13 protein-coding genes and 1 riboswitch are annotated in these 21,746 nt (G+C 36.6%); of the genes, 4 read left to right on the top strand and 9 right to left on the bottom strand.

The window, feature by feature from the left end:
- Positions 1–686 precede the first annotated feature (686 nt).
- On the bottom strand, positions 687–1,604 hold the full coding sequence (locus PVV66_RS08010; protein ID WP_273719254.1) for a rhodanese-related sulfurtransferase: 918 nt from the start codon (positions 1,602–1,604) through the stop codon (positions 687–689).
- Between the two features lie 115 nt (positions 1,605–1,719).
- Here PVV66_RS08010 and eda point away from each other — a divergent pair, with 115 nt between their 5' ends.
- Complete coding sequence (eda, locus tag PVV66_RS08005) at positions 1,720–2,385, top strand: bifunctional 4-hydroxy-2-oxoglutarate aldolase/2-dehydro-3-deoxy-phosphogluconate aldolase (RefSeq protein ID WP_273719253.1); 666 nt, start codon at positions 1,720–1,722, stop codon at positions 2,383–2,385.
- Positions 2,386–2,738: 353 nt separating this feature from the next.
- On the opposite strand, the gene PVV66_RS07990 is transcribed toward eda, so the two are convergent.
- Both PVV66_RS07990 and PVV66_RS07985 read right to left on the bottom strand, forming a co-directional pair.
- The gene (locus PVV66_RS07990) at positions 2,739–3,569 is read right to left on the bottom strand and encodes a ferredoxin--NADP reductase (protein WP_273719252.1); all 831 of its coding nucleotides are present in this window, start codon (positions 3,567–3,569) and stop codon (positions 2,739–2,741) included.
- Between the two features lie 402 nt (positions 3,570–3,971).
- Positions 3,972–4,115, bottom strand: coding sequence for a hypothetical protein (locus PVV66_RS07985; RefSeq protein ID WP_273719251.1), 144 nt, complete (start codon positions 4,113–4,115; stop codon positions 3,972–3,974).
- A 538-nt stretch (positions 4,116–4,653) separates the two neighbouring features.
- On the opposite strand from PVV66_RS07985, the gene alr reads away from it, so the two are divergent.
- Positions 4,654–5,769: an alanine racemase gene (gene alr / locus PVV66_RS07980; protein WP_273719250.1), complete on the top strand. Its 1,116-nt coding sequence runs from the start codon at positions 4,654–4,656 to the stop codon at positions 5,767–5,769.
- A 1,685-nt stretch (positions 5,770–7,454) separates the two neighbouring features.
- Here alr and gcvP read toward each other — a convergent pair.
- Genes gcvP through gcvT form a run of 3 tightly spaced genes read right to left on the bottom strand, consistent with a single transcriptional unit; the run spans position 7,455 to position 11,743 of the window.
- Positions 7,455–10,250: an aminomethyl-transferring glycine dehydrogenase gene (gene gcvP, locus PVV66_RS07975; protein ID WP_273719260.1), complete on the bottom strand. Its 2,796-nt coding sequence runs from the start codon at positions 10,248–10,250 to the stop codon at positions 7,455–7,457.
- Between the two features lie 5 nt (positions 10,251–10,255).
- Positions 10,256–10,624, bottom strand: a complete 369-nt coding sequence (gcvH, locus tag PVV66_RS07970; protein ID WP_273719249.1) for a glycine cleavage system protein GcvH — start codon at positions 10,622–10,624, stop codon at positions 10,256–10,258.
- Between the two features lie 6 nt (positions 10,625–10,630).
- Entirely contained in the window at positions 10,631–11,743 is a 1,113-nt protein-coding gene (gene gcvT, locus PVV66_RS07965) for a glycine cleavage system aminomethyltransferase GcvT (protein ID WP_273719248.1), read from the bottom strand.
- Between the two features lie 137 nt (positions 11,744–11,880).
- Positions 11,881–11,978: riboswitch (glycine riboswitch) on the bottom strand.
- Between the two features lie 444 nt (positions 11,979–12,422).
- Between gcvT and PVV66_RS07960 the strand changes: the two genes are divergently transcribed.
- Both PVV66_RS07960 and PVV66_RS07955 read left to right on the top strand, forming a co-directional pair.
- On the top strand, positions 12,423–13,088 hold the full coding sequence (locus PVV66_RS07960; protein WP_273719247.1) for an LON peptidase substrate-binding domain-containing protein: 666 nt from the start codon (positions 12,423–12,425) through the stop codon (positions 13,086–13,088).
- A 14-nt stretch (positions 13,089–13,102) separates the two neighbouring features.
- The gene (locus tag PVV66_RS07955; protein ID WP_273719246.1) at positions 13,103–13,309 is read left to right on the top strand and encodes a Trm112 family protein; all 207 of its coding nucleotides are present in this window, start codon (positions 13,103–13,105) and stop codon (positions 13,307–13,309) included.
- Positions 13,310–15,583: 2,274 nt separating this feature from the next.
- Here the strand turns inward: PVV66_RS07955 and PVV66_RS07950 are convergent.
- The 3 genes from PVV66_RS07950 to PVV66_RS07940 form a co-directional block, all read right to left on the bottom strand.
- The gene (locus PVV66_RS07950; RefSeq protein WP_273719245.1) at positions 15,584–16,363 is read right to left on the bottom strand and encodes a hypothetical protein; all 780 of its coding nucleotides are present in this window, start codon (positions 16,361–16,363) and stop codon (positions 15,584–15,586) included.
- A gap of 95 nt (positions 16,364–16,458) precedes the next feature.
- A complete protein-coding gene (locus tag PVV66_RS07945) occupies positions 16,459–17,157 on the bottom strand; it encodes a hypothetical protein (RefSeq protein ID WP_273719244.1) in 699 nt (232 codons plus the stop codon).
- Between the two features lie 1,959 nt (positions 17,158–19,116).
- The coding region (locus PVV66_RS07940; protein ID WP_273719243.1) for a type ISP restriction/modification enzyme at positions 19,117–21,746 on the bottom strand (2,630 nt) is incomplete at its 5' end.

The following is a 21,746-nucleotide window of genomic DNA, read 5'->3' as shown; positions in this document are numbered from 1 at the left end:
TACCATGCAAAATCCCCCGTATAATAGAGCTGGTATGGTATAACTCAACTGCACATGATCATCATTTATGCTTATGAAGTTACAAACCAACACCCCATTCTATCTGCCAACTCCCAATATTACAGAAACGCCCACATTGAGATGCACCATATTATATTAAATGTTTTTTTCCCACACATTGCCCCCTATGTAACATACAAGTGAATGGAATTCATGTGATTCGTCATCACAATCTGAAAGCAATAACGTTTAAGGTATTCAACTCTTTGATTCAAAGAAAAATAAATTATCTTTATAAATCAATGTGCTATATTTAAATTATTAAAACATAAGCTCCTATTAACATTCTATTTCTCTTAAACCTTACAGCTGCTTTTTCATCTTCTCTTAAGCGAGTCATTTATTCATTCACACGCTTTTCTCTTAAGCTACAGATCTCCTTCCCCGACGCTTTTAATGAACAGCTTTTCTATTTTAAAATGAAAAGTATTTGAAAACTCAATCCTATAAAATAAAGGAGAGCAAACGATCTATAATGATTATTTATAAATCAAATAATTTAACGTAAACAAAAAGACCGAATAACATCCGGTCTTATAAAATATTTTCCTACCAATATTAAAAACTCTTTTCTCTTCAATTTAAGAGAAAAACGCTAAAATTTAAAGCCCTAGACGACGATATCCTTACGTCCCTTGATGAGCATCAATTGCACGTAACTTCAACAATTGGAACTGCCTATGGCGCTCGCGAAAGCGCTCTCTATCAGCTTCACTACGTGTGTTATAACAAGCCTCACAAGAAACACCTTCCTCATAATGAGGCGATAATTTACTTTCAGCATTCAGAGGAGAACGACACGCACGACAAAGTTCGCGCCCACATTCTTCAAGACCATGTTGAACAGAAACACGTTCATCAAAAACAAAGCATTCTCCCCACCATAAACTTTCTTCTTTTGGAATTTTTTCTAAATATTTTAAAATTCCTCCTTTTAAATGGTACACTTGCTCATAACCAAGTTCACGAACATAAGCTGTTGATTTTTCACACCGAATACCGCCTGTACAAAACATAGCAATTTTCTTTTTTCCCTTTAAATCAGCTTCATGTTGACGCACCCATTCAGGAAATTCGCGAAATGTTTTAATCTGCGGATCAATCGCTCCTTGAAAGCTCCCAATGGCATATTCATAATCATTCCGTGTATCGATCAAAATTGTCTCTTCATCTTGAATAAGAGCATTCCAATCTTCAGGATCCACATAAGTACCAACAACTTTTAGCGGATCAACCCCTTCAACCCCCATTGTCACAATTTCTTTTTTCAACCGTACTTTCATGCGATGAAAAGGCATTTTTGATGCCCATGAATATTTAATCTCCGGTGTTTGAAACGCAGGCTCAGCCGTAATAAAATCGACCAACGCCTCAATCGCTTCACAAGAACCAGCAACAGTTCCATTAATTCCCTCTTGTGCTAAAAGCAGGGTCCCTTTGATATCCTTTGCTTGACATAAATCCTGCAAAGGCTTTTGTAATTGACGATAATGCTTCAAATCTGCAAAGCAATAAAGTGCAGCAACTTTAAAATTCTTTTCCATGTATTTTGCCATAACGCGCGTTTCATTCAATTTCAAGATCTATTCACGTACTCTTTAACATATTGTGCTTAATCAAACGATATAAACAATATCATTTCCAAAAAGAAAGAATATCATGTGTCAAAAAAGAGAAAAGCTTTTATTATATCTCCAAGGACAAACCGTTATACCTGTTTTGCTTATTGACAATATACAAAGTGCTGTACCCTTAGCACGCGCTCTTGTCAAAGGCGGATTAAAAACAATTGAGATCACCTTGCGAACACCAAATGCCCTAAAAGCAATTCAGACAATTACACAAGAAATCCCTGAAGCAATTGTTGGAGCCGGAACAATTCTCAACACAACACACTACGAACAAGCAGAACAAGCTGGAGCAAAGTTTATTGTAAGCCCTGGATTATCAAATGAATTAATCAATTGTGCAAAAAATAGTGAAATTCCCCTTCTTCCTGGTGCAATGACCCCAAGTGAACTCATGCAAGCATTAGACAAAGGCTATTCATATCTTAAATTTTTCCCAGCTGAAGCCGCTGGAAGCCTTTCCTTCATCCAAGCATTAGCATCTCCTTTCTCTGAAATCTTCTTTTGCCCTACGGGTGGTATAACACAAAAAAGTGCAACACAATGGCTCCAACTTCCTAACGTTTTTTGTGTTGGCGGTTCTTGGATAACACCCCAACAGCTCATCGCAATAAAGGATTGGGATGCGATTAGTGCATTAGCACATACTGCATCACAACTCTCCTCTCTCTCGAAAAAAGCGCGCTCTACAACATGAAGATGCGAGAGTATTATTGGCCCCTTCAACAAGACCAAAGCTTTCACACATCCTTGCGCAATCTTTTAACACCTGCCATGAAACCACAAATCATCACCCGATCTTCATCAGGATGAATTTTGGGCAGACCGGTTGTTGTTAAAAAACACCAGCCCCCACCATTACCCTATAAAAGCACGCTCTACAACATGAAGATGCGGGAGCATTATTGGCCCCTTCAACAAGACCAAAGCTTTCACACATCCTTGCGCAATCTTTTAACACCTGCCATGAAACCACAAATCATCACCCGATCTTCATCAGGATGAATTTTGGGCAGACCGGTTGTTGTTAAAAAACACCAGCCCCCACCATCACTCTACAAAAGCACGCTCTACAACATAAGTCGCGGGAGCATTATTGGCCCCTTCAACAAGACCAAAACCTTCACACATCCTTGCGCAATCTTTTAACATCGCCATCGAACCACAAATCATCACCCGATCTTCATCAGGATGAATTTTGGGAAGTCCCGTGGTTTCAAAAAAGCACCCATTCTCCATAACAGTGGTAATACGGCCCATATGCTTGGAAGGTTCACGAGTGGTCATAGGATAAAATTTCAATTGTTGTGCATATGCCCCAATGAGTGGATCTTGTTGCAAAGAGCAAACAATGTCTTTTGCATAAGTCAACTCATTCTTTTCACGCGTTGTTTGAATAAGAATAACTTCTGAAAATTTTTCATAAGTATCAGGATCACGAATAAGGCTTGCAAAAGGAGCAACCCCCGTACCCGTTGAAAGAAGATAAAGGCGTTTTCCAGGAATAAGAGCATCAAGAACCAGCGTTCCTGTAGGTTTTTTACGCATGAGAACTATATCACCAATTTTAATTTTTTGCAGATGCTCGGTTAATGGCCCTCCTGGAACTTTTATTGAAAAAAACTCAAGCTGTTCATCCCAAAAGGGACTTGCAATCGAATAAGCGCGATAAACCGGCTTTTCTGCATTTGGCAAACCGATCATAACAAATTCACCCGAACGAAAACGAAAACTTTCCGGACGATTCAAGCGGAATTTAAATAATCGATCCGTATAGTGACAAACCTCTTGGACGGTAAGAGCAAATACATTCTCAGGAATCGGAAAATTTGAAGCAACGCTGCTGCTATTTAACGGAACATTGGTAGCAGACGTATTCATACTCTTCCCCATATCTTTATTGAACGTTAAATTTCGAATCCTTGACGTGATATAGTACTTGCATAACCATCTGCCAACAATTTTCTTAAAACAAAAGTCTCAAGATTAACACTTTTATGTCAAAATTAATTGGATGAAGAAAATACAAATATAAATCATATTCAAAGAAAAAATTGAGAATTAAACAATCACTGCACTTTTTTCCACTTTATTCACACATAATGCATATATGCATCATAACGCTATAATACTCTTTCGCTGTACAAAATTTATGACCAAAAATTTAAATAAGAGAGATAAAATTTTGTTGACTGAACGATAACCGCCCCCCCAACAAAATTCCAACATTACATCCATTGTTTTCTGACCTTTTTATACAGCTCTTTCCATAAATAAATGAATCTAACGCGCTCTATAATCACTAAAATTGATTTCAATGAGAACCAACCAAAAGATAGAGAGCCAATATTGAATACCCAATCCATCTTGAAAACAAATAATATCCAAATCTAAGGCTTTTAATATATCAGCAATTAGTTTACACACTCTTTACCCATTTGACAAAAATAACTGTAAGTGCATAAGACGACGTCCAAAATTGCCTAGATGAGTGATTACCCTCCTCATCGTAGTAAAAAACTGTAAGTCATTGCTTGTAATTCATTGATTGAGGGTGAAAATTTATCATTTCATATTCTCTTAATATCAAGCCATGCTTGTTTTAAGAGAAACACTCCCACCTGCAACAAAAGCATAACATTGCACTCTTCAAAATGATACAATACAATAAATGATGCTTTATTTTTTTAATATGCCTCAACAAGAGAAAATAAGTAAAAAACAAAAGTCTATGTTTTATCAATTATTAAAAGACACTGTGTTGATAACAACACAAATAAAACTAAAATATCTTTTATATCCAGAGTACCATTTTACATAAAAAACGACTTTCATGGTGCATCATTCAGTATGGGAAACTTATGATTTTGATCATAGAAAACAGTATATTTCTCTATATCATAAGGAATCTCTATGAGATAAACCTCAAAAACTCCGTACTCATGAACAAAGATAAGATTTTAAAATGAACAAATCCGTTAATGATGAAATAAACACATCACTCTATACAGCTGTAGCAACCATTGATGTCAGTGCCATTGTTGCCAATTATATCACTTTAGCCAAACGTGTAGCGCCAACAGAATGTTCAGCAGTTGTCAAAGCAAATGCCTATGGTCTAGGCGCTCACAAAATTGCTCCTGCCCTTTATCAAGCTGGTTGTCGTACTTTTTTTGTCGCCCAAATTAGAGAAGCATTGCACTTAAAAAGCATTTTACCATCAAATGTCACGATTGCTCTTCTGAATGGGCTTCCACACTTAGCAGAAGAGTTTGTTGCACAGTCTGGTATTGTGCCTGTTCTGAACTCTTGGAATGCCATTGAAAATTGGCAAAAAATTTGTCAAAAAAAAGATAAAAAATTTCCCGCAATTGTTCAAATCGATACCCATATGAATCGATTGGGACTTGATCAAAAAGAATTACAAAAACTCATCAAACACCCTAAAATTTTCGAAAAAGCGGAAATAAAATATATTCTCAGTCACCTTTCTAACGGAGAAGATGATACCCACCCATCAAATTATGCCCAATTAACTTCTTTCAAAACTGCCCTTTCACAATTGCCGCCCTGCAGAGTTTCTTTTGCCAATTCTGGAGGTATTTTTTTAGGATCAGATTTTTATTTTGATCTTGTTCGTCCCGGTATTGCACTTTACGGAATCGCCCCCTCAGAAAAACACCCATCCCTTCTAAAACCTGTTTTAAAACTTGAAGCCCAAGTCCTTCAAAACCGTGTTGTTGGTGTAGGCACACCTGTTGGTTATGGAGAAAGCTTTATAACCAATAGACCAAGTACTCTTGCCACCATTTCTATTGGCTATGCAGATGGTTGGCTGCGTGCTCTTTCGAATAAAGGAACCGTTTATTTCAATGGGAACAAACTTCCCATGGTTGGACGCGTTTCTATGGATTCCATTATTGTAGATACAACCGATCTTGATCAAAAACCTCAAACCGGTGACTGGATCGAACTCATTGGACCCCATCAAACACTTGAAAAAGTATCTATAGATGCCAACACCCTTCCCAATGAAATTCTAACGTCTCTTGGATCACGCTATAAATACATTTACACATGAAAGACTCTTTAAAAAAATAAACTGATAAAAATCATTATCTTAGAAAATCAAAAAGCTTCACCGAAAGATTTTACAACAAACAATCGCATAAAATGGTCATGAGACACTGCACATTCACAAAGATCCCCAAATAGACAAGCTGATAGATTGTTTTATAAACATGGGCTTCACCAAAAACACACAAATTGAACCTCTTTCTCGCATAAATTAACGAAAAAGTATCCATTGCCAAGTTTTAAAAATGAAAGCCCAATTAAATCAAAATTTTCATTCTCTCCATATCAAACGAAAAAGCCAATCTCATAAGTTTCTCTTATTTCTAACCTTTTTCCCTCGTTCATCGTGAAGCAACAAATTTATTCTTTTGCATACCACAAGCTGGATTGCGTATAGATAAAAATGATTTAAGATAAGGAATAAGACCCTTATAAACCATCTCAAGTGCCAAAGGTTATACCATTAGGCGCTCTTGCGCAGTCTGTGATTTAAAGTGTGTGATATGCCGGATTACGCCTTCACAAGCGTAAAGATGGGATACCCAATAGATTTGTACGATATACCCTTCACAAGCCGCCATCGCAAAATAAGATTGGAAGCGAAAGGTCTCTTTAAAAAAAACACGTGAATCAATAACCCAAGTATATTCTGTTTGGAGCATTCTATTTTACATGAGGGTCGTGACCTCATTAAAGAACACAATAAACAAAAGCATGAGGCAATGTGGAAGCTCCATTATTAAAAAACATTGTTTTAGATGCTTTTGAAAGCCGTAACGCTGAATTAAAAAGAAATGACAAACTGGGGATTGATTTTCATCTTTACAGCTTTTACATTTTTCCAAAATGAGATTGTCTTCTAGTTTTAAAGATTACGCCAACAGAGATACGCAATCCCCTCGCCATCATCTGGCATACAAAAGCTGGAACTTGCTCCTAAAGCTCTTTTTTTCTTCAATCTCTGCCGCAAATATGCTGCTGTGTTAAGTTTGGATGTGGATTGATAGGCAACAGCTAAAGCATACCCACTCTCAGGAAAATAATGCCATAAAGTCAAGAATGACCTGCAATGAACTGGAAAGATGTACCGTTGTTTTACAAGAGGCTCTGTAAAAAGCAACCATGACACAATTTGACTTTGCGTTTACTTATTCTTACAGGGCTTCGTACATATTTTTGCGTCATATTCATAAAGAGCAGATTAAAGAGAAATATTGAGACAATTCTTGGCTCGAAATCTTAGCTCGAAAATATGAAAGACTGACGAGATGCGACAACAGAATTTCGCCTGCCTTTATTATCAGAAGCACTAAAATTGTTTTTATTTTTTCTGCAATAGGTCGTAATCACCTTGGCAAGAGTAGGATGATGTTACACCCCATGCAATAAACTGGCCCCTGTCCCCATAAGTTTCGCTTTCGTTTATGTGGATTGGCTGACTAGAAACAACCGATGCGCCTAATCACTAAAACTAAATCATACGATAGAAGACAAAGGAGAGCATACCTATCGCCTATAAGCCACAGCTTTTTTGTCAACTTTTTCGATTTCGTTCATGTTATAAAAACAAGGGGAAATTCTAGAAAACAGATAAATAGCGCTAGAGTAACATGATCAATAAGTACAAAGCCCACACCTTTTGTGTGGGCTTTTTTTACGCAAATAAACAAATTGAATATATATTTTTATTTAATAGCTATTCCCCAATGGTGGACACGAACAAATAAGCATTCTGTCTCCTGCAACATTATCAATACGCGATACAGGAGGCCAATATTTATTGGCTGGATCAAGGGAGCTATTGGGAAAAGCAGCTTCTTGTCGCGAATAGGGTCGCTTCCAAGCATCATCTAAAGTATCTGCTACTGTATGAGGGGCATTCACCAATGGATTATTGTCTTTTGGCCAAACCCCGTTCCCAACCTTTTTGGCTTCTTCAGCAATAGAGAGTAATGCATCACAAAGTCGATCAATCTCTGCTTTTGGTTCTGATTCCGTTGGCTCAATCATCAAAGTTCCCGGAACAGGAAACGACATCGTGGGCGCATGAAATCCATAATCAATGAGACGTTTTGCAATATCATCAACACTGACCCCATACTGATCTTTCAACACACGTGTATCCACAATACATTCGTGAGCAACACGTCCATGTTTGCCTCGATAAAGAATGGAATAAGCAGATGAAAGACGTGCAGCAATATAATTAGCATTTAAAATGGCTATTTGTGTTGCATACTTTAAGCCATCAGCGCCCATCATTCGAATATACATCCACGTAATTGCGAGAATAGAGGCACTTCCATAAGGAGCCGCCGAAACCGCATGGGTTGTGCCATCTTGTTCATGCCCTGGTAAAAAGGACATAAGATGCGCTGCAACCCCTATTGGCCCCATACCAGGCCCCCCCCCTCCATGAGGAATAGCAAATGTTTTATGCAGATTCATATGACAAACATCAGCACCAATATCGGCCGGACGCGCAAGCCCCACAAGCGCATTGAGATTAGCACCATCAAAATAAACTTGTCCGCCATTTTCATGAATAATAGAACAAATCTCCTTAATGCTTTCCTCATAAACACCATGGGTTGAAGGATAAGTAATCATGAGAGCAGCCAATTTATCCTTATGCAATTGCGCTTTCATTTTGAGATCATCCACATCAACATCGCCATCGCTTAAACATTTTACGACAATGACTTCCATTCCTGCCATATGCGCCGAAGCTGGATTGGTACCGTGTGCAGACGCTGGAATAAGACAAACTGTCCTTTGATGTTCTCCCCGTGAGTGGTAATAGCGTCGGATAGCCAAAAGCCCCGCATATTCACCTTGAGCACCAGAATTTGGTTGAAAAGAGACTTGCGCAAATCCTGTAATTTCACACAACCACGCATTTAATTGATTGATCATCTCCAAATAACCCGCCGCATCCTCTTGTGAAACAAACGGGTGTATATTGGCCATGCTTGCCCAACTCACAGGCATCAATTCAGCCGCCGCATTAAGCTTCATTGTACAAGAACCAAGAGGGATCATCGCCCGATCCAGCGCCAAATCTTTATCCGCCAAACGACGCAAAAAACGCATCATATCTGTCTCTGAATGAACCGCATGAAAAAAAGGCTGAGAAAGAAAAGCAGCATCCCGTTCTTTGCCAAACAGTCGTGGAGAAACTTGATCAACAAGTTGTGCCCCCAAAAGCTTTGCTAAAGCACAAGCATCTTCTTCTGTCGACAATTCATCAAAATTGATTGCAATGGTATCATCATCGAGAACACGAACAAGGCGTCCACTCATCTTGGCTTGATGCGCAATTTCTCGGGCTTTTCCTTTCACAACAATGCTAACGCAATCAAAAAAGGACTCACCTTCACAAGAAACACCAGCAGCCTCTAAACCAGCAACAAAACGACATGTTAAATGATGAATTCGCTGCGCAATTTCTTGTAAACCTTTTGGCCCATGCCAAACAGCATAAGCCGTTGCCATATTAGCCAACAAAGCCTGAGCTGTACAAATATTTGACGTCGCTTTATCACGCCGAATATGTTGTTCACGTGTTTGCAAAGCTAAACGAAAACCCACACGCCCTCTCGTATCCACGGATTGACCAACAATACGCCCTGGAATAAGACGCGTGAGTGCATCACTAACCGCAAGGTAACCAGCATGCGGACCACCAAACCCCATTGGGACGCCATAACGCTGCATAGAACCAACAACAATATCTGCCCCCCATTTTGCTGGTGCTTCCATAAGAGTAAGCGCTAAAGGATCAGCTACAACGATAACCAGCGCTCCGTTTGTCTTTGCTTCTTTTATGATCTCACTGTAATCATGAAAAGAACCTTTTGTATCGGGCCAAGAGAGAACAATTGCCGCTGTATCAGAACAAATTTCCCTCTCACGGCTAATTCGAATACCTTGTGTTTCAGCACGCGTTTGCACAACACTCAAAGTCTGAGGGTGCAAAAGACTCTGAAGAGAAATTTTTGTTTTTTTCTCACGGAAAAAACGAAAAGCAAGAGCATTGGCTTCCGCTAAAGCGGTTGCTTCATCAAGAAGGGAAGCAGCAGCAACAGGCAAACCTGTCAATTCACTAATCAAAGTCTGAAAATAAAACAGAAGCTCTAAACGACCTTGACTAATTTCTGCTTGATAAGGCGTATAAGCGGTATACCAAGCTGGATTTTCAAACAGATTTCGTAAAATAACCGGAGGCATATAAGTTCCATGATATCCTTGCCCAATAAAACTTTTATGCACACAATTACGCTCCATCATTTTGGAGAGTTCTTCTAAGGCTTGGTTCTCACTTGCAGCCTTGGGAAGGTTTAGTGAACGTCCCAAATGAATAGAGCTTGGAACCGCTTGAGAAATGAGAGTGTCAACACAATCAAGCTCTAAAACATCAAGCATTTTTTGTGTTTCATCAGGACGAGGCCCAATATGTCGAGAAGAAAAAGAACGCTCGATCATCACACTCATCCAATCAAAGCTTTATAAGCATCTTCATCCAACAACTCTTCCAGTTGTGTTTCATCCTGCAATGTCATTTTCCATAACCAGCCTTCTGTTTCGGCTTTTTGGTTTACCAGTTCAGGATTATCAGTGAGTGCCTCATTGATTTCGACCACTTCACCATCAAGAGGAGAATAAACATCTGAAGCTGCTTTAACGGATTCCACAACAGCCGCCGCCTCCCCTTTGGAAAGTTTTGTACCACTTTGTGGTAAATCAACAAAAACCAAATCCCCTAATTGCTCTTGCGCATAATGTGTAACCCCAACAGTCACCACTTGCCCTTCAACGCTAAGCCATTCGTGGTCTTGTGTAAAATAAGTTTTAGACATAAAAAATCATCCTTTAAAATAACGTTGTTCAACAAAGGGAAGTGAATGAACTGAGAGTGCAATTTTTTTGCCTCGCAGTTCTGTAAAGACTTCTGTTCCTTCAACTTTACAAGCAACAGGGACGTACCCCATCGCAACAGGACCATCAAAAGAAGGACCAAAACCGCCCGATGTTACCACACCAATCTCCTTGCCCTGATCATCGAGAAGCACCGCACCGGCACGAATAGGTTGGCGCGTTTGCGGTTTTAATCCAACACGACAACGCGCAGGTCCTTTTTGCAGGGCTTCAAGAAAAGCCTTTGCACCGTAAAACTGTGCTTTTTCTCGAACACTTTTAGGAACAGCCCATGTTAGAGCCGCATCAATAGGCGTCGTATCAGGGGTAATATCATTTCCATGCAAACACAATCCTGCTTCCAACCGTAAGCTATCGCGTGCGGCAAGTCCAATCCACTCAACACGAGAATCACTCAGCAATTTTTCAGCCAACATATGCGCATGCCCTATAGGCAAAGCAATTTCAAAACCATCTTCTCCCGTATACCCAGAACGCGTTATAAACCAATCTTGTTGTGGTTCGAATCCCTGCATAAAGAACAATTCATTTCCTGGTAAATCCGCATCAGCAAGAACAGCAGCCGCTTCAGGACCTTGAAGAGCAAGCAATACCCTTTCAAGAGCAATCACTTGACATTCAAAATCAACAGCACGCTTTTCCAATTCTACAAAATCAGCCTGTGCATTACCGGCATTGGCGACCAACATAAAACGGCCCTCTTCCAAACGGGTAATGATAAGATCATCAAGAATACCAGCCTGCTCATTAAGCAAGTAATTATACCGTGAGTGCCCAATTTTTAAAGCTGCTGCATCAATGGGAAAAGCATAGGATAAAAATTCCACGGCTTGTGCCCCTTCAACAGCAATCAATTTCATATGAGAAATATCAAAAAGTCCTGCTTGTGCACGCGTATGAAGATGCTCTTTCAAAACGCCAAGAGGATAAGTTAAAGGCATGTTCCACCCCGCAAAAGCACCAAATTTTGCTCCTGCTTTTTCATGCAAATCGTATAAAGGAAGTGTTTTTAAAAAAGATGTTTCTTGTGCTGTGCCCATAATAACTCCAAAGCTGCGCTAACGCCCACAGAATATGGCCGTCTCTGCACCCCTCTGTCATCAACCTGAGAGACTCGCGAAAAGACCTTTCGCTTACACCTTCGGCGCGGGCTCTCCCGACTTTCCAGATCTGCCTTCTTCCTTTTACGGTCCCTAAAGCCTGAGAGATTATGGGCTATTTCCCCTTCGGCGGCAATGCGAAAATTCGCAATCTGCACTCTCCCGCAAAAGAATGAAAGAAACGATAACGCTCTTTCCAGCATATTTGAACCTATAACCTATCTTTATCACACTGTCATTAGTAAAGTGATGAAAATGTTCTCATTTTAAAACTTGCATAAGCTGCTTCAAAAGATTTATAATAGCTTCCTTTTGAAGCTTACGGAAATTGTAAGGTACACATTTTAAAAAATTTAAGACAAAAATCAAAAGCTATAGACAAAAATGCCCCTTGAAAATCATGCAAAACGTCACACACTAAAAAGATCGCAAAGCAATATTCTTTTTTGTGCAATTCAACCTTAACGATAGGGATTTATATTCTTTTAAGAATAAGGACTTCAGGTATTTTATAGGTATGATTTAATGCACAAGAAGTGGATTTTCTGCTTTCTCAATAGTATCATAAAATGCAATGATTGACAGACTAAAATTACCGAATAAAGGTCACAACATACTCATGAAAGCTGGTAATATTTCTTACAATTGCGAAAATGATCTTCCAAAGCAAATTGCCCTTTTTCCTTTAGAAGGTGCACTCTTACTACCCGGTGGTTTTTTATCACTCAACATTTTTGAACCAGAATCACTTGAAATGATTGAAAACGTAATGGTAACTGATCGTCTATTGGGCATTATTCAACCCCTTTCATCGGAAACAGGCCGCTTTTCTAAACAACTTTATAAAACAGGCTGTATAGGACGCATTACAAACTACAGTGAAACAGGCAATGGACAACTGTTCATTATATTACAAGGTGTTTGCCGTTTCACCTTAGAACAAGAATTGACAACAAATACAAAGTCCTATCGAACGGCTCTCATCCAATCAAACATAAAAGATTTACAAGAATTTGATATTGAAGAAAGCATTAACCGAGAAAACTTACTCGACGTTGTTGAGAAATATCTGACCATACATGAAATGGAATATAATTGGAGCAGTATTATAGAAGCCCCCACACCTATATTGGTTAATGCTTTTTCAGCTCTTATCCCCTTTACACCAGTAGAAAAACAAGCTCTCCTTGAAGCACCAGATATCGAAAGCCGTGCCCAAACTCTTCTTGCATTAACAGAACGCTCACTCATGAAACAAACAGGCACAGATTACCGCTTAAACTAATGAACGGTCCCAACATGAAAAAAATGACCACAGATCCCAAAATGCTCGAATTGCTCGTCTGCCCAATAACGAAAGGCACACTCTCTTACAACCGAGAAACACAAGAGCTCATTTCTCTCAAAGCCAAACTTGCCTATCCTATTCGTGATGGCGTTCCTATTATGCTTGCTTCAGAAGCGCGCCCTTTGCAAAACGATGAAAAAATAACGCATAAGAAATAAGAAATCTTTATTCATTTTTTCTGGAACAAGCTATTAGCAATCACTGCTCTATGAAAAACTTTCTTTTGCTCATACCATCTTTTTAAAAACTGACCCATGACACGCCAGCATTCTCTTTACCAACACCCAATATTATCGTTACTCTAAAAAGTCTTTTTGCTTTTGCAAGCCGAAAACAAGCTTCCGTTTCTATACAAAAGAGATGGATAATGGATAAAAGTCATAGAGTTACAATTTAAAATATCCCCCATAATGATCACCAAGAAATTGTCCAAAATCCCATCAAAATAAAAAGAGGCATTGCAACAGTTGCATGTAAATTTTGCAAAAAGCAACCAAAACAACTTCTATAGCTCTGGTTGACGATTAAAAGCAATTGCCTTATGAATAAAGCTTGTGTTTTTGGTCATATACGCGACGATCAATAGGGCTTGGAAGCCCTAAAACTGAGTATAAAATGAACCCGCTTTGCGGACAAATTCTGAGTTCCGGGAATTCTTGTTATGTCCAAGTGCTCTCAGCACTAAAAGAAAGAGGCTGTTTTGAGTCAGCACTTCCAGATCCCGGAAACGCTTATTCCATAAAAATATAATAAATTCAGTGTGTTATATGAAATTATTTTATATGAATCCACTTAGGAATCCACACTTTTATGCATGATTCATTTGACCATTTTTTAGATAAGATTGCCATGTATGAATAGACCATAAAAAGCAAATCATGATGCAAATATTATAACGCATGTGTGTATTCAAATGAAATGAAAAGCCGATATCATTTATAACAGTTCATAAATTTTATGATACGTTTTTATCACTTAAAAATCGCATTGTTTAAAATTTAGTTGTTTGGAATTTTCAAGAACATACGTTTAAAGATCACAGCTTGTTTTAATGATTGGTTTGTTTAATCGTATAAAGACAAAATATTATTGTTTCCCAAAATTGGGAAGCAAAAAATCTATATTTATTATAGCAATATCTTATCATCTATTAGAGGATAATCGTTTGAAATTGTCATAAGCTTATAGGTTTAATTTATAAAGATTGCATAAAAGGATTTAAAGACAAGATCGCTTTTAAAACACGGTATTTTTTTACCGGAGTAAGGAAATAAACAGATATGAAATTCAAAAAGTTATATCTTATGAAATCAAAAGCCTTTTAATGACATAATGCAAGAAAGAAAAAAACGTTTTAAAAGTTATCGTTTAAAAATACGAAGCCAAATAGGGTCAATCCAAATTTGGATTGAGAGATTTTAGTCACCCCAAATTTGGGGGTACTTATTGAGACACGATAGGTAAGAAAAATTCAAAACCATTGTAACATCATAAGGCATGGAATTTTACTCAATTTTGGAGTCAAAAGCGATATTGTTTAAAGAATGCCTCTATTTAAAGGATAATGCCCCAAAATTGGGGTGGTTGATTTTGCCAGCCCAAAAATGGACCGGCTAATTTATAAAGAAGTTACGTTTGAGTGCAAAGAGAAAAGGCATTTATGAGAAGCTTTCTAAATGCACGTTTAAACGTTTGAAACTGATGCTTTATAAGCTTATTATTCTTTTATTTGCTTAAGAACATTTTCTCTTTTGAGTAAACCTAGGCTATAGCTTTCACAGCAGAAGCAAAATCTTGAAAACCTTACATTTTATAAAAGCGTTTGTTTATTTGTCTTATGAGAGATTGTTTTAAAAATCAACGCGCGTAAATGTAAAAAATGGGTTTTGTTATAGATATTCACTTAATACACATTTGCTTTTGATTGGATTGATAAAGTTACCAAGCGTTTGGATTTGTTTGATTTTAGAATGTCAGTTCTTTCAATTCACTCAAGCTCAATTTTGAGCTTAATATTTTGAAACGTTTTTAAAAGAAGCGTCATGATCATGTGCTTTGTTTTAAATGAATCTCTTTAAAAAAAAGGGCGTTATTCTTAATACGTTTGAAGCCATATGAGAGTTTATAGGTTCTAAATTCACTCTCTTATTCAAATGAGTGATTAAAGATCATACGCATCGTTTACGTTTCTTTTGATAAGTTTTCATATCTCTCATAGAGCGCTTGCAATATGATACGTTTTGTATATATGCATTCATTACTCCATGTAGGTGATTAATTTTAATCATTAGAATCGACATTTGAAAGCCGCGTCATATCAATTGGCACGGCTTTCTTTTATTTTACTCTCTCTTTTATGATATGTTTATTAGCAATGCATTTTATATGCGTTTATAGCCATTAAAGAATGCACGCCCCCCCATGCTTGTCATTTATTTGTCTGTATCCGTAATTTTGATAATATTATCATTTTCATAAACTTCACATTTTTTAGGAACGACACTTACTTTACTTTGACTGTTTAATTTTGCATTGCCATAGGCTTTACCCCAGACCTTGGCATGATAGGAAACCTTGGCATTGCCATAAACAGAGCCATAAACCTCAGCATAGCCACTTACAATAACATTGCCATAAACCTTGCCATAAATTTTAGCATGACCTTTGACAATAGCATGGTTATAAATCTTGGCATGGCTGTAAACACAGACAGAGCCAGAAACCTGAGCATGCCCATAAACCCTTGCATAATTATAAACCCAAGCATTATAAGAAATATGCGCATTATCATAAACATGGGCTTCTGTATAAATACGAGCGCTTCCACTCACATGGGCATTGCCATAAACATAGCCAGATATACGTGCATTACTATAGACACAAGCATTGTCATAAACTTTAGCATATTGAGAGATAAAAGCCTTTCCATAGACCTCCGCATTGCCATAGACATGACCACAGACCTGAGAAAAATGGCGTATTTTTGCATTTTCATAAATACGGGCATAGCCATAAACCCATGCATTATCATACACCCAGCAATTGCCATCATGAGAGAGGTTGCTTTCCTTTTCAATAAAGCCGCCTAGATCGCCAGCTTTGATATCATCAAAATCTTTTAAAGCACGAATGCGATAAAGAGTTGTAATCTGTTTAGTAATCCTATCTTTAATTTGTTTAATTTCACTAGTTAATTCATATTTTTTGCACATAAAGATACCCTCACAATCTAATGTGATAAACGTTTGATAAAATTTGGAATGGGAAATTTGAAAGAGGGGCGCCCCCCGCACCGCCCGCGTCTTATTTACGCAGCGTCTTTTATGGTGTGATCACAAATTTTGATATGACCATTCAATTTTTTGGTATCTATATATGAATTACCAAAAACACTCACTTTATCGCAAATGTATGTATAGCCTGTAATTTTTGCATTTTCATAAATAGAAGCATCATCACAAACCATAGCAAAAAACCAAACTTGAGCATTGTCATAAATTCTTGCATTGCCATAAGCTTGTGCATATCCAGTTAATAAAGCATTATCATAGATTTTAGCATGACCTTTTATAACAGCCCTGTCAGATACTTCAGCATGATTCAAAACGCAGGCATGATCGTAAACATAAGTTATTCCAAAAACCAAGGCATGATCAGCAACCCTTGCATTGTCATAAATTCTTGCACCATCAAAAACTTTAGCATTGCCTTCAATTTTTGCATTATCGAAAACATAAGCTTCATTTAAGACTTTAGCATTATCAGAAACATGGGCATTATTATAAACACAAGCCTTATCATAGACCCAGCAATTACCATCATGAGAGAGGTTATCTTCATTTTCAATATACCCCCCTAAATCACCTTTTTTGACATCATCAAAATCTCTTAAGGCTCTAATTCGCTTTAAGAAATGACCATCGATATATTCACAATCATCAATAAATTCATATTTTTTTGCAGGCTCTTGTTGATTAACGGGGGTGTTGTTTGAGATATTTGTCATAGTTAAACCTGTATGTTTTAAAAAGTTTTGAATTGACAGCCTATAAGGGCGCCGGGCGTTCAAAACACGGCATACAGTCCGTTGCTATGCTTTTCCCATAAGGGTATTGTATGGCATAAGCACACCCGACATAAATACATACACTTATAATATAAAGCGTTGTAATAATCGAATTTTGTAGAGGAAGTAAACAATTTTGGTTGTTTATCCACTGTATGTTTAGTGTTTTGAATCACTTGAATATTTGTATAACAAAATACGTATTTATTGTCAAATATTATTTTATCTTTTTTGATATTTTTTTGTATTTTTTAAATACGTTGCGTGTTGATAATATCATATGCTTATTAATTTCTTTTTTTATATTTATGTGCTTTTAACGCTATATTATTTGCTTTCTTAAACGATTGCGTTATTTTCTGAATCTATACATTTATAATATTTAGAAACGCTCTCATCATGCGTATTTTTATCTTTATAACTTATCTGTTTTTTGCTAAATGGTTTTTAAAGATTTCTGTTAATTTCTTTTAATAACACATTTGCAACTTAACAGCTTTTTATAGGAACTGTTTTTATAACCAATGCCTTCATTTGCATGTGATTATGAAAGCCTGCTTTTTTCACGCGTGCTTTATAGCTGTTATTTGCTTTATAGCCATGGCATCATTTTTTATTTTCATAAGAGAAACGATAAATAGGATAATTGTGATTTATAAACCGTTATGAAAATATCTAAAGAGAGAATAATAATTATAGAGATGAGCAAAATAGCTTTTAATAGACCGTGTCAGTCTTGTCAGTTCTTTTAAAGCCTATATTATTTTTTTTAAATGAGTAAAAATTAAAAACATTATATTTCAATATCTTAATACTTTTAAGACATAATTCATATCAATAGTACAATCTTTAAAGATAACCAATGATGTGAATTGATTAAAACTTGTCAGGTATGTGTCAGTAAATTGAACTGACAAAATGATGATTTTAGTGAGTGATTAAAACGTGCTTTATGAAAAGCGTATGAAAGTAAAAACTGATTACGTTATTAAAATCCCTTGTATGAATTTTATCAGTTTATTTAAATAGATAACCTTATGATTTTAGTGAGTGATTAAACCACGTCTTAAAAAAAACATGTGATCCTTTAAAGCCTTTCAAAAGAAACGGTTTATAATCATAAAAATGCTATCAAGACGTATTTATAGATTTAAAGATTGGTACTTAAAAAAATAATAAGAGTAAAAAGTTATTTTAAAACATATTAAGTGAATTTTCAAAAGACAGTTTATAATGATAAGAAATCCTATTAAGACTATTATGGTTATGAGTTTAGGGGGGTATGGGGGTTTTGGGGGGTCTTTTTACCCCCCCCTTTATATATATTTTTTAGTCAAAAATAAAAGTTATTATATTTCAATAAATTAACCTTTCAAATAAACAACCTATATTAAACACAACACATAAATACAATTTTTAATATATATCTAAGAGGGTTTTGTCGGTGTTTTGGGGGTTTTAAAAACAGACAAAACCTATAAGTAATATAAGAAAATGAATATACATAACTCTTTTTAAACAAAGCGTCTGATAACAATAAAGCTATCATTTGAGATTGCGATATAATCTTTTAAAGGCAATCCAAAAGAAGCGTATTCACTTTAAGAGTGGATTTCTTAAAAGTCTTAAAGCAATCCAAATAAAAGTATCTAAAAGTGCAAATGATTTCTTTTTAGAATAATGCATGATAAATTATCTCTTTTAAGATTATAGGTAATCAATTCACAAGATGATACGTTTACAAAATTTACAAAAGTCCATTAAAGGATTTCTGATAACGTAATTCTTTCCTATCTTAGTTATCTCATAACAGATGATAAAATAAACTTTTATTTAAACTAATACATAAGCGGCTTTAATAAGATTAGCATGCCCATTATGTGAGCATGCTTTATAAGTCTATTCAGTTTCTCTAATTTCTAATTTTGGTAGGTTTTTAACAATTTTCATTGTCTCTAAACTTACAGTAATAACCCTTTGAAATAACTCTAATGGATAAGCAGGATTGCCAACGGTTTCAACAGCATAACGATTGGCATCATTAACAATGCCACTCTTTTTATCAGTCTTTACACATTGACGCCCCATAACCCATTCAAGAGCGGGTTTACCATTAACGATATACTTATAAGCGTCAAGAGGGATATCTGTCATTGTGATATTGCTGTTATAAATGACAGTTGATTTATCTTTCTCTTTACCTGCTTTTGCGAATTTCATTTCAGTCACGTAATAAAACTTTCCTGGATTAGAGATCTCTATCTGTTTTGGATTACCCTTTTTAAAGGTCACTGGATAGGGCTCTATAGTTTCATAATTCACGTGTAAATGCCCCAGTTCACGCCCTGCTGTCACAAACTTCCAAAAGTCTTCAGCAGTTTTTACACAAGGAATGCGAGGCAACTCTTTACATAAATTATGAGCATAACGGGTACGGTAATCTTCTGAATGAAGTAGACCGTAAACATAATAAAATAGATCATCTTTCGTAATAGTTTCATTCGGATAAGCTGCTTTAAAATGTTCTAATCCCGCATCTGTAATGGCATCACGGCGTTGTAAAGCAGAGGTTTTGTTTTCTTCTGTAGAGTTTGTAAATAAATGTGATTGTTTTTCACTTTTACTTTTTGAAACCGGAGTGTCTTCATAAATATATCTTGGAAAGCATTGACTATTATCAATTACACATACGTCAGGCAAATTTTTAGTCATAAGAACAGAAAAGCCACTTCGTGCTCCCATAGAAGAAACTTGTATTGCTTTATTCTTTACTGCTTGCACTATAGGGAATATACGCGGCATTCTGTAAACACCGTCGTTGAGATCCCGATTATAATAAAGCCACTGCTTAGTAAAAGGACGATAAAGGCTTTGAGTAAGGCAATCACCTTCAAAGTTAAAAGTCTTGCCTTTGTCCAAGTCTCGTTTGAGATTATGACTCCAACTAATTTTGCTTTCATCCGAATTGACAAAATTATTTACAGCATTTTTACGTATCTTGCGATCAATATGTCCATAAGCATTATTAAAACGTTCCACTTCGCTGTTATAGAATGTGATCATATTACTCATGTTGGTAGCTAAAGCTTTATAGCTTGAGTCATAAACCCAAAAATCACGACTCGTCATAATACCACGAGAAAACGTTTCAAAGAGTTTTTTCCCATTAGGTTTCTTATCACCTATAGCTAGGAATGTTTCGAAACTGTCATCACGTTGACCAAGCCAATCGCCATGCTTGTCTGGTGTAATTATTTTCCAACCTTGTTTACTCCGTGTAATGCCATCAATGCTTCCAAAATCCTTAATTGTCTTAAGCTTTTTTTCTCTTGTGTGATTATTTCCAATATCATGATAGTAAATTTTACAAGGTCCAAAAGCATTGGGATTTTTGATAAATAAGGTTACGGCAATACCAGTCATACTCCCATTGCCAAAAATATTCTCACCTTCATGAGCATTTCCATTGCTTAACATATTTTTACGAAGATCACCTCGTAAATTAAGTACATAAATACTCGTAAATTCTTTGGCTAAAGATTTTCGTAAACTATCCATTGTTGGCTTTTCTATATAGCTTGAACCAGAAACAAAGCCGATTATCCCAGCATTATTAATACGGTCGCTTGCCCAGCGAATGGCACGGATATAACTATCATAAAGCGCTCGTATATTCGTTACTTTAGATTGAGCAGCATAAGTTTCACGAATGCGGTCATCTAATATCGGATAAGGTGTATTCTTTGCATTATCGTTTTCATTCTTTTGTCCTACTGAATAAGGGGGGTTACCAAAGATAACTTTAATATTTAGATTTTTCTGAAGTTCCAAATATTCACTGTTTTCTTTGAATAATTCCTGTAGCAGGTTCTTTTCTTCAAGCATCCGAAACGTATCGGTTAAACCAATATGCTTAAAGGGAATATAATTCCCTTTCATAAGACTATGATAAGTTGATTCAATGTTAATCGCTGCTATGTAATAGGCAAGTAAGACAATCTCATTGGCATGGATATCATGACGGAATTTATATTCCATATCCTCTGGTTTGATGAGATTGGATTGTAAAATCCTTGTGATAAAGGTTCCAGTTCCCGTGAAAGGGTCAAGAATAGAGACACCACGTGACCCCAAGCTTTTTCCAAATTCATTGCGTAAAATATCATCAACAGAATGAATGATAAAATCCACTACCTCAATGGGCGTATAAACAATCCCAAGTCTATCCGTGGTTTTCTTAAATGCCTTGGCAAAAAAACTTTCATAAAGTTTGATAATAAGATTCTGTTTTGCATGAGTTTCGGTAATCCCTGCTGTACAGAACGTGACACTTTTGTAAAATTTATCAAGATCTTTGGTTTTTTCTTCGATATTGGTTTTATCCAGTTCTCTTAAGATCTTGTCCATGGCTTGCGAAATGGCATTGTTGTGGACAAATTCATTGCCCTCAAACAAAGCTTCAAACACGGGACGCGTGACAAGATGTTGGGCTAACATCTCAATCGCTTCTTCTTTTTTTATTTCACTGT

The organism is Bartonella sp. AU16XJBT, from assembly GCF_028618665.1.
Classification (GTDB): Bacteria; Pseudomonadota; Alphaproteobacteria; order Rhizobiales; family Rhizobiaceae; genus Bartonella.
Note: the sequence above shows the minus strand (reverse complement) of the source record. Positions and strands in the feature narration are given on the sequence as shown.

Coding starts and splice junctions, on each gene's coding strand:
- PVV66_RS08010 (WP_273719254.1), bottom strand. CDS start 1,604: ATGGAAAAGAATTTTAAAGTTGCTGCACTTTATTGCTTTGCAGATTTG.
- eda (WP_273719253.1), top strand. CDS start 1,720: ATGTGTCAAAAAAGAGAAAAGCTTTTATTATATCTCCAAGGACAAACC.
- PVV66_RS07990 (WP_273719252.1), bottom strand. CDS start 3,569: ATGAATACGTCTGCTACCAATGTTCCGTTAAATAGCAGCAGCGTTGCT.
- alr (WP_273719250.1), top strand. CDS start 4,654: ATGAACAAATCCGTTAATGATGAAATAAACACATCACTCTATACAGCT.
- gcvP (WP_273719260.1), bottom strand. CDS start 10,250: ATGATCGAGCGTTCTTTTTCTTCTCGACATATTGGGCCTCGTCCTGAT.
- gcvH (WP_273719249.1), bottom strand. CDS start 10,624: ATGTCTAAAACTTATTTTACACAAGACCACGAATGGCTTAGCGTTGAA.
- gcvT (WP_273719248.1), bottom strand. CDS start 11,743: ATGGGCACAGCACAAGAAACATCTTTTTTAAAAACACTTCCTTTATAC.
- PVV66_RS07960 (WP_273719247.1), top strand. CDS start 12,423: ATGAAAGCTGGTAATATTTCTTACAATTGCGAAAATGATCTTCCAAAG.
- PVV66_RS07955 (WP_273719246.1), top strand. CDS start 13,103: ATGAAAAAAATGACCACAGATCCCAAAATGCTCGAATTGCTCGTCTGC.
- PVV66_RS07950 (WP_273719245.1), bottom strand. CDS start 16,363: ATGTGCAAAAAATATGAATTAACTAGTGAAATTAAACAAATTAAAGAT.
- PVV66_RS07945 (WP_273719244.1), bottom strand. CDS start 17,157: ATGACAAATATCTCAAACAACACCCCCGTTAATCAACAAGAGCCTGCA.